The organism is Pseudomonas alkylphenolica (assembly GCF_000746525.1).
In the GTDB taxonomy this organism is placed as follows: Bacteria; Pseudomonadota; Gammaproteobacteria; order Pseudomonadales; family Pseudomonadaceae; genus Aquipseudomonas; species Aquipseudomonas alkylphenolica.
Genome location: NZ_CP009048.1, coordinates 1,230,677 through 1,246,828 on the forward strand (window position 1 = coordinate 1,230,677; position 16,152 = coordinate 1,246,828).

General features: G+C 61.0%; 11 protein-coding genes. 3 read left to right on the top strand and 8 right to left on the bottom strand.

Translation table 11 applies throughout. From position 1 onward, the window contains the following. Positions 1-2: 2 nt before the first annotated feature. Positions 3-920 (bottom strand): transcriptional regulator MetR, encoded by a 918-nt coding sequence (metR, locus tag PSAKL28_RS05710; protein ID WP_038607721.1) that lies wholly within the window; start codon positions 918-920, stop codon positions 3-5. A 108-nt stretch (positions 921-1,028) separates the two neighbouring features. On the opposite strand from metR, the gene metE reads away from it, so the two are divergent. Together metE and PSAKL28_RS05720 are read left to right on the top strand one after the other, a co-directional pair. Then, positions 1,029-3,341 (top strand): 5-methyltetrahydropteroyltriglutamate--homocysteine S-methyltransferase, encoded by a 2,313-nt coding sequence (metE, locus tag PSAKL28_RS05715; protein ID WP_038607723.1) that lies wholly within the window; start codon positions 1,029-1,031, stop codon positions 3,339-3,341. A gap of 185 nt (positions 3,342-3,526) precedes the next feature. Continuing rightward, positions 3,527-4,519: an alpha/beta fold hydrolase gene (locus tag PSAKL28_RS05720; protein WP_038607725.1), complete on the top strand. Its 993-nt coding sequence runs from the start codon at positions 3,527-3,529 to the stop codon at positions 4,517-4,519. A gap of 54 nt (positions 4,520-4,573) precedes the next feature. On the opposite strand, the gene PSAKL28_RS05725 is transcribed toward PSAKL28_RS05720, so the two are convergent. From PSAKL28_RS05725 to PSAKL28_RS05755, 7 genes are all read right to left on the bottom strand, one after another. Continuing rightward, the gene (locus tag PSAKL28_RS05725) at positions 4,574-4,900 is read right to left on the bottom strand and encodes a GlpM family protein (RefSeq protein WP_167335138.1); all 327 of its coding nucleotides are present in this window, start codon (positions 4,898-4,900) and stop codon (positions 4,574-4,576) included. A gap of 33 nt (positions 4,901-4,933) precedes the next feature. Beyond that, positions 4,934-6,259 carry a two-component response regulator AauR gene (aauR, locus tag PSAKL28_RS05730; protein ID WP_038607729.1) on the bottom strand — a complete coding sequence of 442 codons (1,326 nt, stop codon included), beginning with the start codon at positions 6,257-6,259 and terminating at the stop codon, positions 4,934-4,936. Further along, positions 6,256-8,160, bottom strand: coding sequence for a two-component sensor histidine kinase AauS (gene aauS, locus PSAKL28_RS05735; RefSeq protein ID WP_038607731.1), 1,905 nt, complete (start codon positions 8,158-8,160; stop codon positions 6,256-6,258). The genes aauR and aauS overlap by 4 nt, the downstream gene beginning before the upstream one ends. Before the next feature lie 69 nt (positions 8,161-8,229). Next, positions 8,230-8,964, bottom strand: a complete 735-nt coding sequence (locus PSAKL28_RS05740; RefSeq protein WP_038607733.1) for an amino acid ABC transporter ATP-binding protein — start codon at positions 8,962-8,964, stop codon at positions 8,230-8,232. Continuing rightward, a complete protein-coding gene (locus PSAKL28_RS05745) occupies positions 8,961-9,629 on the bottom strand; it encodes an amino acid ABC transporter permease (protein ID WP_167335139.1) in 669 nt (222 codons plus the stop codon). The genes PSAKL28_RS05740 and PSAKL28_RS05745 overlap by 4 nt, the downstream gene beginning before the upstream one ends. After that, a complete protein-coding gene (locus PSAKL28_RS05750; protein WP_038607737.1) occupies positions 9,626-10,372 on the bottom strand; it encodes an amino acid ABC transporter permease in 747 nt (248 codons plus the stop codon). Before PSAKL28_RS05750 ends, PSAKL28_RS05745 begins: the two co-directional genes overlap by 4 nt. A gap of 99 nt (positions 10,373-10,471) precedes the next feature. Further along, the gene (locus PSAKL28_RS05755) at positions 10,472-11,404 is read right to left on the bottom strand and encodes a glutamate/aspartate ABC transporter substrate-binding protein (RefSeq protein ID WP_038607740.1); all 933 of its coding nucleotides are present in this window, start codon (positions 11,402-11,404) and stop codon (positions 10,472-10,474) included. 333 nt (positions 11,405-11,737) lie between these two features. On the opposite strand from PSAKL28_RS05755, the gene PSAKL28_RS05760 reads away from it, so the two are divergent. After that, positions 11,738-16,135, top strand: coding sequence for an NEL-type E3 ubiquitin ligase domain-containing protein (locus tag PSAKL28_RS05760; RefSeq protein WP_038607743.1), 4,398 nt, complete (start codon positions 11,738-11,740; stop codon positions 16,133-16,135). The last annotated feature ends 17 nt before the right edge of the window (positions 16,136-16,152 follow it).

Sequence of the window (16,152 nt, forward strand, 5' to 3'; positions counted from 1 at the left end):
GCTCAGCGCACTGCGCTGACACCGTCAAGGGTGGAGAACGACGTGTCCTTGGCGGTCAGCAGGAAGTCGCGCATGTACGGCGCATCGAGCATATCGGTGCGCACTGCCGCATACAGCGTGGCGAACAGGCCTTTCTCGCCCAGACGTTTGCCTTTCACATAACCGCGTGAACTGTACTCATGCAGGGCCCAGTGCGGCATGCCGCAAACCCCGCGGCCGCTGGCCACCAACTGCATCATCATCACCGTCAGCTCCGCCGTGCGTACCTGTGCCGGTTCCACGTCGGCGGGCTCGAGGAAACGGGTGAAGATATCCAGGCGATCCCGTTCCACCGGGTAGGTGATCAGCGTCTCGCTAGCGATATCGTCCGGCACGATGTAGGGCTTGCTGGCCAACGGGTGCTGGTTGGCCACCGCGAGCATGGCTTCGTAGGTGAACAGCGGTACATAGGTCAGGCCCGCCAGTTCCAGCGGGTCGGAGGTCACCACCAGGTCCAGGTCACCGCGCGCCAGGGCCGGCAGTGGGGCAAAGGCGAAGCCTGAGGCCAGGTCCAGCTCGACTTCCGGCCAGGCGTCGCGGAACTGGTCGATGGTCGGCATCAGCCACTGGAAGCAGCTGTGGCATTCGATGGCCATGTGCAGGCGTCCGGCGGTACCGCCGGCCAGGCGCGCGATGTCGCGTTCGGCGCCGCGCAGCAAGGGCAGGGTGGCATCGGCCAGTTGCAGCAAACGCAGGCCGGCGCTGGTGAAGCGGATCGGCTTGGTCTTGCGCATGAACAGCTGCATCCCCAGGCGTTCTTCCAGTTCCTTGAACTGGTGAGACAGGGCCGACTGGGTCAGGTGCAGCCGTTCGGCGGCTTCAACCAGGCTGTCGGCTTCGCGCAGGGCGTGCAGGGTTTTCAGGTGGCGAATTTCCAGCACCGGGTGCTCCATGAGTAAATTTTGAGATCAACACGAATTTATTGAGTTTGTCTCATGTTGCCCTGTCTGTCGACAATAGCGCCATCTTTTACAGGGAGCACGATTGTCATGGCATTGGCCCACAACCTTGGTTTTCCGCGCATTGGCGCCGACCGCGAGCTGAAGAAAGCGCAAGAAGCCTACTGGAAGGGCGATATCGACCAGGCCGGTCTGCAGGCGGTGGGGCGTGAATTGCGTGCTCGTCACTGGCAACTGCAAAAGGATGCCGGCATCGAGTTGCTGCCGGTCGGTGACTTTGCCTGGTACGACCAGGTCCTGAGCCACTCGCTGGCCTTCGGTGCGATTCCCGAGCGCTTCGCCAAGACCCTGGGCAGCAATGGCTTGCCGACTCTCGACACCTTGTTTGCCATGGCCCGCGGCGCTACCACCCACTGCTGCGGAGGCGAACACGGCCAGGCGCAGTATGCCCAGGAACTGACCAAATGGTTCGACACCAACTATCATTACCTGGTGCCGGAGTTCAGCGCCGACCAGCGCTTTTTGCTCAGCTGGGAGCAGCTGTTCGACGAAGTCGCCGAAGCACAGGCCCTCGGCCACGCGGTCAAGCCGGTACTGATCGGGCCATTGACCTACCTGTGGCTGGGCAAGGCCAAAGGCGGTGATTTCGACAAACTCGACCTGCTCGAACGTCTGCTGCCGGTCTACGGCGAAATCCTCAGCCGCCTGGCACGTCAGGGCGTGGAGTGGGTGCAGATCGATGAGCCGATCCTCGGCCTGGATTTGCCACAAGACTGGAAGAACGCTTTCGAGCGCGCCTACCACATCCTTCAGTACTCGCCGTTGAAGAAGCTGGTGGCAACCTACTTCAGTGGCCTGGAAGACAACCTCGGCCTGGCCGTCGGCCTGCCGGTGGACGGCCTGCATATTGATCTGGTGCGTGCACCGGAGCAGTTGCCGACGGTGCTCGACCGTCTACCCACTTACAAAGTGCTGTCTCTTGGTGTGGTCAACGGCCGCAACGTCTGGCGTTGTGATCTGGACCAGGCGCTGGAACAGTTGCACCAAGCCAAACAACGTTTCGGCGCCAATCTCTGGGTTGCCGGTTCCTGCTCGTTGCTGCACAGCCCGGTGGACCTGGCGCGGGAAGACAAGCTCGATGCCGAACTGAAAAGCTGGCTGGCGTTCGCCGTGCAGAAGTGCGAAGAAATTGCCGTGCTGGCCAAAGCCCTGGAGGTACCTCACCTGCCTGGCGTGCAGAACGCGCTGGCCAACAGCCGCGCTGTACAGCTCAGCCGCAGCCAGTCGCCGCGTATCCACAAGCCTGAAGTGCAGGCGCGTCTGGCAGCGGTTACCGCCGCGGATAGCCAGCGCCAGTCGGCTTTTGCCCAACGCATCGAAGCCCAGCGCCAGCGCTTGCAGTTGCCGGCTTTCCCGACCACGACCATTGGCTCGTTCCCGCAGACCTCGGCGATCCGTCTGGCACGTCAGGCTTACAAGCAAGGCAAGCTATCGGCCAACGACTACACCGAGGCGATGCACAGCGAGATCCGCCACGCCGTACAAGTGCAGGAGCGTCTGGGCCTGGACGTGCTGGTACACGGCGAGGCCGAGCGCAACGACATGGTCGAGTACTTTGCCGAGCAACTGGATGGCTACAGCTTCACCCGATTCGGCTGGGTGCAGAGCTACGGTTCGCGGTGTGTCAAACCGGCAATCATTTACGGTGACCTGAGCCGTCCGCAGCCGATGACCGTGGCCTGGATCGAGTATGCCCAGCGCCTGACCAGCAAGGTCATGAAAGGCATGCTGACCGGCCCGGTGACCATGCTGATGTGGTCGTTCCCCCGTGAAGACGTGTCGCGCAAGGTCCAGGCCGAGCAACTGGCCCTGGCCATTCGCGATGAAGTACAGGACCTGGAAGCGGCCGGCATCAAGATCGTGCAGATCGACGAAGCGGCGTTCCGCGAAGGTCTGCCACTGCGCCGGGCGCAATGGCAGGCTTACCTGGACTGGGCGGTGGAGGCCTTCCGCCTGTGCTCCAGTGGCGTACGTGATGAAACCCAGATTCATACGCACATGTGCTACAGCGAGTTCAACGACGTGATCGAAGCCATCGCGGCCATGGATGCCGACGTCATCACCATCGAGACTTCGCGCTCGGACATGGAGCTGCTGGAGGCCTTCGAAGCTTTCGACTACCCCAACGACATCGGCCCGGGTGTGTATGACATCCACTCTCCGCGAGTGCCGGACACTGCGGAAATGGTCAAGTTGATGAGCAAGGCGGTCAAGCGGATCCCGGCCGAGCGTTTGTGGGTCAACCCTGACTGCGGCCTCAAGACCCGAGCCTGGCCGGAGACGGAAGCGGCGCTGGTGAACATGGTGGCCGCCGCTCGACAATTGCGTAGCGAACTGGCTTGAACAATCGCGGGGCAAGCCCGCTCCCACAGTAGTTACAGCGCTCCGGTGGGAGCGGGCTTGCCCCGCGATAATGTTCTTACCACTCAGCGAGTGTCATCAAACGGTCACGGTTTTGTGGCAGCGCGCTCGCATGAAAGTCATCAGACTCCCGTTCTACTGGGGATTTTCATTCTGGTGTTTCTTTCATGCGGGCGTTTTTGTTTTTTCTGGCGCTGATCAGCGCTTTACCTACTTTTGCGGCGTCGCGCTGCGACGTCAACGTGCCCACCGAACACGTTGAGGTTGCGCAACTGAATCTGGCTTACCAGAGCATCGGGCGTGACTCAGATCCTGCTTTGTTATTGGTCATGGGGCTCGGTGGCCAGTTGATCCACTGGCCCGATGAAGTGGTGGTTGCCTTGTGCCAACAAGGTTTTCGGGTGATCCGCTACGACAACCGCGACGTCGGCCTGAGCCGTTGGCGCCAGGCACCGGCCAGCGCCAACCTGACCTACCAGGTGCTGCGTTACAAGCTCGGCCTGTCGGTGGCCGCACCCTATAGCCTCAACGACATGGCTGAAGATGGCCTGGGGCTGATGGATGCCCTGCACGTCGAACGCTTCCATGTCCTCGGGGTGAGCATGGGCGGCATGATTGCCCAGCATATGGCGGCAGTGGCCCCGGAACGGGTCGAGAGCCTGACCTTGATCATGTCCAGTTCCGGCGCCCAGGGCTTGCCGACACCTAGCCCGGCGTTGGTGCAGTTGCTGGCACGGCGTGAAGCACCGAACCGCGAAGCGGCGCTGGAGCAGCAGGCTGACCTGCTGGCAGCGCTGGGCAGTCCGCAGGTCGAGGACGATCGCCAGGCGCTGTTGCAGCAGGCCGCGCAATCCTATGACCGGGCCTTCAACCCAGAAGGAGTCGAGCGCCAGATCATGGCCATTCTCGCCGAGCCGAGCCGGGTCGAGCTGCTCAACAGCCTGCGCCTGCCAACGCTGGTGGTGCATGGCACTGCCGATCCGCTATTGCCGGTGATGCATGGCGTGCACTTGGCGGCGCATATCCAGGGCAGTCAGTTGAAATTGATTCCGGGCCTGGCCCATCGTTTTCAGGAGCAGTTCAAGGTGCCTTTGCTGGCGGCGGTGCTGCCTTATCTGAAAACCCAGCAGCTGGCAGACACTCATCTGGCGGTGTATTGATCGCGGGGCAAGCCCGCTCCCACCGGTGGGAGCGGGCTTGCCCCGCGATCGGGTTCAATGCAACTTCACCCACACACTGACCAACACAGTCGCGGCCACCAGCCACGCCACTGCCGCCAGCGCCAGTGACAGCTCCAGGCGCATGCGATCGACCAGTACATACAAGGCCGCCAGGTAGACAAAGTAGGGGATGATCGACCACATGCCGAACAGGATGGTGGTCTTCAAGTCTTCCAATGAGCGGCCCTTGCCGACGATGTAGTGGGCAATCAGGGCGAATGTCGGGAACAGCGGGACGAGTCCGGCGATGTAGTAGTTGCGGGTTTTCGCCAGCGCGGCAAGGATCACCACGACGGCTGCACCGAGGCAGGCTTTGAGTATCAGGTCCACGGGCTTTCTCGTGTTATTGGCCGGTCAACCCAAGCCATATTTCTTAACTTTGTCGAACAGGGTGGTCTTGGCCATGCCCAGCTCCTGGCTGGCCTGGCTGAGGTTGCCGCCCGTGCGTTGCAGGGCATCGCTGAGCAAGTTACGCTCGAAGGCCTCGACCGCTTCGGCAAAACCCAGGCCCTGATTGGCGCTGGCGCCAGCCTTCTTGAAGGCCGGCAGGCCCAGGGCGTAGCGTTCGGCAACGTTGCGCAGTTCACGCACGTTGCCCGGCCAGTCGTGAGCCATCAGGCGTGACAGGGTCTGACTGTCCAGTTGCGGGACTTCGCGGTCGAAGCGCAAGGACGACAGCTGCAGGAAGTGTTCGAACAGTTGCAGGATGTCTTCACGGCGCTCGCGCAGCGGCGGCAGTTCCAGGGTGACCACGTTGAGGCGGTAGTACAGGTCGCTACGGAACTGCCCGCTCTGGCCGAGGGCGTCGAGGTCGGACTTGGTCGCGGCGATCACCCGGCAGTCCACGGCAATGCTCTGGTTCGAGCCGAGGCGCTCGAGGGTGCGTTCCTGCAACACGCGTAGCAGTTTGATCTGCAGGTTGATCGGCATGCTCTCGACTTCGTCGAGGAACAGCGTGCCGCCATTGGCGTGCTCGATCTTGCCGATGCGGCGCTTGCCCGCGCCGGTAAAGGCGTTGGCTTCGTGGCCGAAGATTTCGCTTTCGAACAGGTTCTCAGGCAGCCCGCCGCAGTTCAAGGCGACAAACGGCTGGCTCTGGCGGCGGCTGAAATCGTGCAGGCAGCGGGCGACCAGCTCTTTGCCGGTGCCGGTCTCGCCTTCGATCAGGACGTTGGCCGAGGTGTCGGCGACGTTGGCGATCAATTCACGCAGGTTCTGCATCGCTGGCGAACGCCCGATGATCCGGCCTTCCAGGGTGCTTTGCTCGGCCAGTTGCCGGCGCAAGGCGAACACCTCTCGCGACAGCCCGCGTTGTTCCAGGGCGCGGCGCACCACTTCGACCAGGCGTTCCGGGGCGAAGGGTTTTTCCATGAAGTCGTAGGCGCCGTTGCGCATGGCGCCGACGGCCATGTCGATATCGCCGTGGCCGGTGATCAGCACCACTGGCAGGCTGCTGTCGCGGGCTTTGAGCCGGCTCAGCAGCTCCAGGCCATCGATGCCGGGCAGGCGAATGTCGCTGACCACGATCCCGGCGAAATCATCTCCGATGCGTTGCAAGGCTTCTTCGGCGCTGCCAACACCTTCACAGGCGATGTCTTCCAGCGCCAGGGCCTGCTGGCAGCCGAGCAGCACATGCGGGTCGTCTTCGACGATCAGGACGGTAAGGGGCGCTTGGTTCATAGGGACTCGGATTCTGTAGGGGCATTGACCAGGGGCAGGGCGAGGACGAACGCCGTGCCGCCACTGGCAGGGTGTTCGACACTCAGGCTGCCCTTGGCAGCGGCGGCGAGGCTGGCGGACAGGGTCAGGCCCAGGCCCAGGCCATGCTCTCCCGGCTTGGTGGTGAAGAACGGTTCGAACAGGTGCTTGCGGGCTTCATCATCGATGCCATGGCCATTGTCGCGCACCCGCAGGCGATACTTGTCGCCTTGCCGCTCGCCTTCGAGCCACAGCTCGGGCAACGGTTGCGCGGCCATGGCGTCGAGGGCGTTACCGATCAGGTTGACCAGGATCTGTTCCAGGCGGGTCTGATCGATCGCCAGTTGCTGGTCGTCGAACTGGTTGTTGAGTTTCAGGTGGCAGCCGGCGATCCGGTTGCTCAGTACTTGCAGGCTGGCATCCACCGCTTTGGCCAGCGAGGCCTGGCCGCTGTCGTCACCGCGTCGGGCAAAGGAGCGCAAGCTCGCGGTGATCCGGCCCATGCGGTCGATCAGGTCGTTCATGGTGCGCAGGTTGGTGCTGGCGGTTTCCAGGGCACCGCGCTCGAGAAAGCGCACGGTGTTACCCGACAGCGTACGCAACGCCGCCAGCGGTTGGTTCAGTTCATGGGCGATGCTGGTGGACATCTGGCCGATGGCCGCAAGTTTTCCGGCCTGAACCAGTTCGTCCTGGGCGTGGCGCAGGGTCTGCTCGGCTTGCCGGCGCTCACGGATCTGACCCTTGAGGCGATCATTGCTGGCACGCAAATCGGCGGTGCGCTCGGTGATCTTGCGCTCCAGCTGACTGTTGGCTTCTTCAAGTGCCTCACGGGCGGCCAGGCGCGTGGCGATGACCTTGCGCCGCTCGTTCCAGGCGATCAGCACAATGGTCAGCAGGGCGAAGGCTACGGCGACCAGCACGCCCTGGATGATTGATTCGCGACGCAGGTCCTGCAGGGGAGTGAGCAGGGTGAAATGCCAAGGCGTATCACTCAGGCGCCGGGTCTGGGCCAGGTAGGCGACTTCGCGGCGACCGTCGCCCAGTTCGGCATTGGCCGGGAAACTGAGTTTTTCGACGCCGTCTGCGAGTTTTTCCCGCGACAAGGGCTGCAGCTCGTTGAGCGGCCACCAGTAGTACTGCAGGCTGCGGGCCAGGCGTTCCTTGATTTCCGGGGTCAGCGGGCGCACCGACTTGAGCCGCCGCGCCGGATCGCTGGAGAGGATGATGATGCCATTCTCGTCGCTGACGAAGGCTTCCAGGCGTGCCCGTTGCCAGCGTTCTTCCATGTTTTCCAGGCGCACCTTGATCACCGCCACGCCAATGATCTTGCCGTGTTCTTCCAGGCCATGGGCCAGATAGTAGCCCGGCTCGCCGGTGGTGCTGCCGATACCATAGAAGCGACCCGGCTGGCCGCGTACGGCGTGCTGGAAATAGGCACGGAACGACAGGTCTTCACCGAGGAAACTGTCGACATCGCGCCAGTTGCTGGTGGCCTGGACCCGGCCAGTGGTATCGAGGACAAAGATCGCCCGGCTGCGGCTGCGCCGGTTCAGGCCTTCAAGGTACTCGTTGACCGTCTGGCGATGTTCGCCATCGGGTTCGGTCAGCAGGCTGGAGACACTGTTTTCCAGTTCCAGCAGGCTGGGCAGGTAGGTGTACTTGCTGATTTCGCTCTCGACGCCACGCGCGTGCAGCTCAAGCTGGCGCTCGCCGGATTCGCTCAAGGTGCGGATGCCGTTGTGCTCGCTGATCATGAAGCCGGCCACACCCAGGCCGATCATCAGCAGGATGATCAAGGGTGGCATCAGCAGTTGGCGGATCAAACGGGGTTTCACGGCAAGGGCAGGCTTGGCTGGGCGAAAGAGCGTGGGATCGCATTTCATCACAGTGGCCTTGGTACGACCAGCATCCTCTGCCCGGCGTATGCAGGACAGAGGGTGCTGATCATCACCTCAGTGTTGCAGGATTTTGCTGAGGAAGTGCTGGGTGCGCTCATGGCGCGCGCTCGGGTCGCCGAAGAAGGCTTCCTTCTGGCAGTCCTCGATGATCTTGCCCTGGTCCATGAAAATGACCCGGTTGGCGACCTTGCGGGCAAAACCCATCTCGTGGGTTACGCACATCATGGTCATGCCTTCGTGAGCCAGTTCGACCATTACATCCAGTACTTCGTTGACCATCTCCGGGTCGAGTGCCGAGGTCGGTTCGTCGAACAGCATGACGATCGGGTCCATCGACAGGGCGCGGGCGATGGCCACACGCTGCTGCTGGCCGCCGGAGAGCTGCCCCGGGTGCTTCTTGGCGTGAGCGCTGAGGCCTACGCGGTCGAGCAGGGCCAGGCCCTTCTTGGTGGCTTCGGCTTCGCTGCGACCGAGTACCTTGCGCTGGGCAATGGTCAGGTTCTCGGTGATGGTCAGGTGCGGGAACAGCTCGAAGTGCTGGAACACCATGCCGACCCGCGAACGCAGCTTGGGCAGGTTGGTTTTCGGATCGGCGATCGAAGTGCCATCAACGACGATGTCACCTTTCTGGAAAGGCTCCAGGGCGTTGACGCATTTGATCAGGGTCGACTTGCCCGACCCGGACGGGCCGCAGACGACAACCACTTCGCCTTTCTTGACCTCGGTGTTGCAGTCGGTCAGAACCTGGAAGTCGCCGTACCACTTGTTGACGTTCTTGATGGAAATCATACGGTTATCCTTTTCTGCAGACGCTTGACCAGCCACGAAGCGGAGAAGCTGACGACGAAGTACACAGCACCAGCGAACACCAGGAACTCGTTGGAGCGTCCGATGATGTCGCCACTGGCACGTGCCGAGTTGAGGAAGTCGACCAGGCCGACGGTGTACACCAGCGAGGTGTCCTGGAACAGGATGATGCTCTGCTGCAGCAGCAGCGGGGTCATCTTGCGAAACGCCTGGGGCAGAATGATCAGGCGCATGGTCTGACCGTAGGTCATGCCCAGCGCCTGGGCAGCACCCATCTGGCCCTTGGAGATCGACTGCACGCCAGCCCGGACGATTTCGCAGAAGTAGGCCGCCTCGAACATCATGAAGGCCACGACGCAGGAGGTGAAGGCCCCGATCGGAGTATCTTCGCCAGTGATCCAGCGCAGCACGAAGGGTACCGCCAGGTAGAACCAGGTGATTACCAGCAGCAGCGGGATGGAGCGGAAGTAGTTGACGTAAATACCGGCGATGTTTGCCAGCAACTTGTTCGACGACAGCCGCATCAAGGCCAGGATGGTGCCCAGCACGATACCGCCGACAACCCCCATGACCATCAGTTGCAAGGTCATGACCATGCCGTTCCACAGGCCCGGCAGGGCGGGAATGATTCCACTGAAGTCCATTATTTGCCCCCCACGGAAATCAGGCCGGGTACTGCGACTTTCTTCTCGACCATGCGCATCAACAGCATCAGGCCCATGTTCAGGGTGAAGTAGATCAGCGTTGCCAGGGTGAAGGCTTCAAACAGGTTGGCCGAAAATTCGGCGGTCTGCTTGGTTTGCGCCAGTAGTTCCATCAGGCCGATCAGCGAGGCCACCGAGGAGTTCTTGAACACGTTCAAAAACTCTGAGGTCAGGGGCGGAATGATGATCCGGTAGGCTTGCGGCAGCAGCACGTTCCAGTAGATCTGCGGCAGGCTGAAGCCCATGGCGCGAGCGGCGGCTTCCTGGCCGCGCGGCAGCGCCTGGATGCCGGTGCGCACTTGTTCGCAGACACGCGCAGCGGTGAACAGACCCAGGCAGATGACCACACTGATCAGTGCCGAGGTGGTTGGATTCAGGTCCTGTTTGAACCATTCCTGCAGGCCCTCAGGCAGCAGGTCGGGCACCAGGAAGTACCAGATGAACAGCTGCACCAGCAGCGGTACGTTACGAAACAGTTCCACGTAGCACGTGGCGATACCCGATACCACGCGGTTCGGGACAGTACGCATGACGCCGAGCACGGAGCCCAGCAGCAACGCGATGATCCAGGCGGCGACGGCAATGGCGATGGTCCAGCCCAGACCGGTGATGTACCAGTCCAGATAGGTTTCGCTGCCCACGCCAGTGGACTTGAAGAATACGCCCCAGTCCCAGTTGTAATTCATCGGGATCTCCCCTCAGATCAGTTGTTTCACGGGCACCTTCGAGCATCCGAGGGCGCAAGGCACCCTCGGATGAAAGGTTAGACACTAACTAGCTGGGGATCAGGACTTCTTTTCGTCTGCAGCTTTGTCGGTAGGATTGGCGATCAGCGCCTTGAGCTCGTCGCTCATCGGGAAGTTCAGGTTCAGGCCCTTAGGCGGGACTGGCTGATTGAACCACTTGTCGTAGATCTTGTTGATCTGGCCCGACTTGTAGAGGTCGACGATGGCCTTGTCGACTGCAGCCTTGAACGCTGGGTCATCTTTACGGACCATGCAGCCGTAGATTTCATAGGACTGCGGCGTGCCGACGATTGCCCAGCCTTTCGGATCCTTGGCCTTGGCCATTTCACCGGCGAGCAGCGCGTCGTCCATCATGAAGGCCACGGCGCGACCGGACTCGAGCATCTGGAAGGATTCGCCGTGGTCCTTGGCCGAGATGACGTTCATCTTCATCTGCTTGTCGGCGTTCATCGACTTGAGGATGCGCTCGGAGGTGGTACCGGCGGTGGTTACCACGTTCTTGCCTGCCAGGTCAGGGAAGTCCTTGTACTTGGCGTTTTCAGGCTTGCCGTCTTGTGCTTTGGTCAGCAGACGGGTGCCGACTTCAAAGATACCGACCGAGAAGGCCACTTGCTGCTGGCGCTCGACGTTGTTGGTGGTCGAACCGCATTCGACGTCAACGGTGCCGTTCTGTACCAGCGGAATACGGGTCTGGGAGGTGACCAGGTTGTATTTGACGTTCAGGTCTGGCTTGTTCAGGTCCTTTTTCAGGGACTCGACGATGGCCAGCTGGATGTCATGGGAATAACCGACGGGTTTACCCGAAGCGTCGGCGATGTAGGAGAACGGGATAGAAGCGTCGCGGTGCCCCAGAGTAATGGTGCCCGAGTCGTTGATTTTCTTCAGAGTGCCGGTCAGCTCTGCGGCGGTGACTGGCATGCTGATCAAAGCGGCCGTGATGGCTGCGCCCAACAGGTGGGGAACGATACGCATCAAAATTTCCTCGACGTTGTTTTTTTTATGGAGCCGTTGGCGGGCTCTTTCGTTCAGCGAACACTGCAATGAAGCGTTGCGCATTCGGGTACTGAGTGTAGAGCATGAGTCGTGCCAAGCCCTGACTTTGATCATAACGCCGTGAAAAGACTGGGGATTAAACTTTTTTGACGCTTGCAGTTGCGGTAGGTGCGTACGGATATCCGAATGAGTGGATGCTTTGCGTTCGGAAATCCGGCTGTTCGACAGGTGTCTTCAGGGATTGACGTAATTACCACTTCGGGAGGGACTCGGCGTGGTGTTCTGGTGCTTTCTCAATAATGAGCACGCGCCATGACCTCAAATCTGATCCCTGCAGATTCCATTGATGCCCTGATCGCCAAGCGCCTGCCTGCCTGGCTGAGCAGCGCCACGAGCGATCAGTTGCATGCCCTTCATCGTGCCTTGGGCAAGCAGCAAGTCAGTGAGCAACAACTGCACCAGCTGCTTGGCTCTATTCCGGCGCTGGACGACTTTGCCGCGCCATTGCTGGACGCGGCCCTGCGCAGTAGCCATCGGTTGAGCACCAATGTGCGCACCAGCCGAGTGCGGGTGACACAAGAGGTGTTCCTGCCTCCGGTTGTCATCAGTGCACCTGCGCCAAAATACACCCGTATATCGTCGCGGCGGCTGTTGGCTGCGGCATTGCACAATTATACGGATGAGGAAACCCGGCCCCGGGCGTTCACTCAAGTGACGCTGCTCGACGCTTCAGGAACGCCTTTACCCATTGCGTTCGAAGATTTTGCCCGGCTGTGCCGGCAACTGGATGTAGGCGGCAAATACCAGGCAGTCTTGCGTGAGCATCTGGTGCCGGCGGACTTGCCCGGTAGCGTGCCCGGTCAGGCTCGGCGACGCATCGAGGACATGTTGGAAGAAGCGCAACGGGCGCAGTTGGAAGTCACGGTGCGACTGGCTGCGCTAAAAGGACATATCGGCCCCCGCAGCTACCTGCAGATGCTGCCGGTCATCGCTCCCAAACCTGTCGTTCCGGCCGATTCCGCAGTATTGGTGTATCGCCAGTTGTTTGTATTGGGCGTGCGCATCAACGGCGTTGTGGTGGTGGAGGTTCGCGAACCGACCAGTGATGCAGCTCTGCAAGGCCTCATCGTGTGGATCCCGGACGATCCGCAGCAACCGCTGCAGGAGCATGCATCATGGCGGGCCTTCTACCAAGTGTTGGGCTTACGTCTTCGCGCCCCGGACTATGCGGCTTTTTTCACCCGCTTCATCAGCGAGCGGGATCGCGTTGCCTTTTCCACCACGTTGAACGGGTTGCTTGCTTCCAGCGACGGCAAATTGCCGCTTGAGCTCGATGGGCGTGATTTCGCCATCGAAGGCCCCTTGTTTGCCTATCTGCGTCGATTGCGAATAGAAAAAATCCTCGACGACGCTCGAGTAATGGCCGTGCCAACCGGGGATGAAGACGCCGAGTCGCGACGCAAAAGGCTGGAGGGGTACGAAAACCTTGGTCTGACTTTATTGAATCTGGCGGGGTTGCTGGTCCCGGGGGTGGGAGAGGTGATGCTCGGAGTCGCGGTCCTGCAGGTCGCCAATGAAGTCTATGAGGGCTATCAGGATTGGCAGCTGGGGGATCGCCAGGCGGCATTGGCGCATATGTTCGGTGTTGCTGAAAATGTGGTGCTCGGCGCTACGGTAGCGGCGGGCGCCTCTGCCGTGGGCAAACTGCTGGAGCGGGTGGCCTTCGTCGACGGCCTTTCGCCGCTTTACACCGATGCCGGTCACTTGAAACTCAGTACGGGCGAGATGGCGACCTATCGGGTCAAGAATGTCGGATTGAAAGTCGGCCAGCACACGCAGCGCAAAGGTCAACAGCATTTACGCCTGCATGAAGGGACGTACCAGGTACAGGGCAGTGAGCTCAGCGGGACACTACGAATTCGCCATCCACAGCACAGCGATGTGTCGGGTCCCTTGCTTGAGCATAACGGTGCGGGTGGCTGGCGCCATGTGCTGGAACTGCCACAGGAATGGGCTGGTGCCACCCATCTGTTGCAACGGCTGGGCTCAAGCCTGGCTGATATGACGGACGATGAGGCCCAGACCGTGCTGGAAAGCACCGGCTTCGACGAGTCACGGTTGCGCCGTCTGCATCTGGAGAATGCACCTGCGCCGGCGCGGTTGCAGGACGCTATGGAGCGTTACCGGTTGCATCAGCAATTTCCTGAGGTGCGGGGTGAGGCATTTGAAACGCTGGTGGCATCCCGGCAGATGCTGGAGCAGGCCTCAGTCGCCGTGCTACGGCGTGACTTTGCGGGCCTGTCGATACGCGGCGCAACGGAAATCGTCGAGCAGATCGATAGTCATCAGGTCGAGCAGATGCTCAGTACCAGACGGGTTCCGTTGGCCCTGGCCGAAAGAGCGCGCTGGTACATACGCGACAGTCGTCTTGACCGCGCCTGTGCTGGTTTGCGTCAACCCCAGGCAGCCACTGCCGACACGGAAAAGCTGGCGTTGGGGCTTATCGACCACCTGGCACCCTGGCCCGACTCGGTGAGGATCGAAGTACGTGTTGACCATCCCGCTGGCGCATTGCAGGCGCAAATAGGTTCGGAAAAGGCTGAACAGGTCATGTGCGTTGTCAGGGGCGACAAGGGCTACGGCATCCATGACGCATCAGGACGGCTGCTGCCTATGGCCGCGGAGACAGACGGCCTGGCAGAAGCCCTGTTGCTGAGCTTGGACGAAGGGCAGAAGGTGGCGCTCGGCGGCCCGCTGCTTGGCAAAAAAAGCTTGAGCGATGCACTGGTGAAGCAGGCCAGTAGCGATCGCGAACTGGTCTCGCGACTGATCGGCCAGGCGCCGATCGGAGGAGGTGTGCGACCGCCGCTGCGTTTTGGCGACGGACGTCTTGGCTATCCGCTCAGCGGTCGTGGTACAGGCAGCCGTGTGGCGATCAGGCGTGCCATCCGCCAGGTGTTCCCGACGCTGGACGATTACCAGTTGCACCATTATCTGTTGGCGCTGGAGCAACGCGAGGTCGCTCTTTGGGAGCACACTCATCAGTTGCACAGTCAGCTGGCGCGTTTGCGCGTAGTGCTTCGGCAGTGGCGCGAAGAGCACGGTAGTGCTCTGGATTTACTCAGGCGCCAGCGGGTATCCGATAAATTGCGTCGTTGCTGGCGGCGCAAGGGGGAGACGCTTGAGGATGGCGGTTACTCACTGGAAATCGAAGGCGAACGTGTCGGTCGGCTACCCTCGCTCCCGGAGGATGTGGACTTCGGGCATGTGACCCGTCTTAAGCTGCGCAATATGAATCTTTCGGCGCTTGATGCCGACTTCCTGCCGCGTTTTCCAAGGCTGGTTTCACTTGATCTACGTGACAACCAGCTTTCGACCCTTCCAGCAGGCATCGAGCAACTCAGTGCATTGAGGTGGTTGCGTCTGAGCAACAACCAGATCGTCATGAGTAACGCAGCAAATCTGCGTCTGCGGGCATTGACCAACCTGCAGCAGCTTGACCTTGGGCACAATCCACTGGGTGTGGCACCCGATGTAAGTGCGCTGGTGCACCTGCGGGATTTGAGCCTGCGCGCCACCGGTCTGAGCGAGTTTCCGGCAAGGGTCCAGCAGTTGCCCTGGCGAGGGCTTACCGACATGCGCGACAACCAGCTGCGTCAGTTGAATCAGGAACTCCATGGTTTGCGGTTGCGGGTAGAGCGTGTGTCTTTGCACGACAATCCGCTGGATACAGCCAGTGAGCAGTTTCTCGGCGAGGCGTCGACTTCATCCAGCGCATCGAACTCTGGCGTTAGTCATAACCTCTCGTTCCGTCATCAACTGGTGCAGGAAGCCGAGCGGGAGCGTTGGTTGGTCGGCTCTACCGGCGCGCTGCGCGTCCAGCGAGATGCCCGGTGGCTTGCCCTGAAAGAGGAGCCAGGGTCGGAGGGTTTCTTCCGTTTTCTTCGCGACTTTGCGCAATCCTCTGATTTTCAGCGGCACCCGCTCTACTACAGGATGCGCATGTGGCAGGTCATGGATGCTTGTTACGAGAACAGTGAGGTGCGTGAACAGCTGTTCCTCCTGGCTGGTGGCAGGCGTACCTGCGAAGACCGATTGCTGTTGATCGTCAGTCAGATGCAGGTCCGGGTGATTATCCATCAACAGACCGCAGGCTTGTCCCTGGCGCAGAGTGAAGTGCCATTGATGCAGGTGGGGCGCTCGCTGTTCCGCCTTGATCAGGTCGACTCGATTGCCGCCCAACGGATTCGGGAGCTGCGTGCCAGCGGATGGCTGAGCGGTGGTGGTGAAGTCGACGACATTGAGGTCTACCTCACCTATCGGCTCAGACTGGCTCGTACGCTTGGATTGCCAGGGCAGCCGAGCAGCATGCATTACGAGGCTTACAGTGGCGTGACGGCTGCAGATCTGAATAACGCGAGGGTGGCCGTGTTGCTGGCCGAGACCAACGATAGCCTGGCAGAGGCCTTGGCCGGTCGTGATTTTTGGCAGGAACACCTGCGCGGCACTTACCTCAATCGTTTTACGGCGCTGGTTGATGCATACCAGGTGCCTTTAGCGGATTACTGGGTGCAAGTCGAGGCTGGGGAAATCAGCGAGCAGGCCTACCTGGAGCAAAGCAGGGCCTTGATGCATGAACTCAACGTAGCTGAGCGGGAGCTGTTTCTGGAGTTGACCCGGGAAGCCTATGTGCGCTGGCCGATCCAGTAGGGATAAGCCGGGCCGCC

Coding starts and splice junctions, on each gene's coding strand:
- metE (WP_038607723.1), top strand. CDS start 1,029: ATGGCATTGGCCCACAACCTTGGTTTTCCGCGCATTGGCGCCGACCGC.
- PSAKL28_RS05720 (WP_038607725.1), top strand. CDS start 3,527: ATGCGGGCGTTTTTGTTTTTTCTGGCGCTGATCAGCGCTTTACCTACT.
- aauR (WP_038607729.1), bottom strand. CDS start 6,259: ATGAACCAAGCGCCCCTTACCGTCCTGATCGTCGAAGACGACCCGCAT.
- PSAKL28_RS05755 (WP_038607740.1), bottom strand. CDS start 11,404: ATGCGTATCGTTCCCCACCTGTTGGGCGCAGCCATCACGGCCGCTTTG.
- aauS (WP_038607731.1), bottom strand. CDS start 8,160: ATGAAATGCGATCCCACGCTCTTTCGCCCAGCCAAGCCTGCCCTTGCC.
- PSAKL28_RS05740 (WP_038607733.1), bottom strand. CDS start 8,964: ATGATTTCCATCAAGAACGTCAACAAGTGGTACGGCGACTTCCAGGTT.
- PSAKL28_RS05760 (WP_038607743.1), top strand. CDS start 11,738: ATGACCTCAAATCTGATCCCTGCAGATTCCATTGATGCCCTGATCGCC.
- PSAKL28_RS05750 (WP_038607737.1), bottom strand. CDS start 10,372: ATGAATTACAACTGGGACTGGGGCGTATTCTTCAAGTCCACTGGCGTG.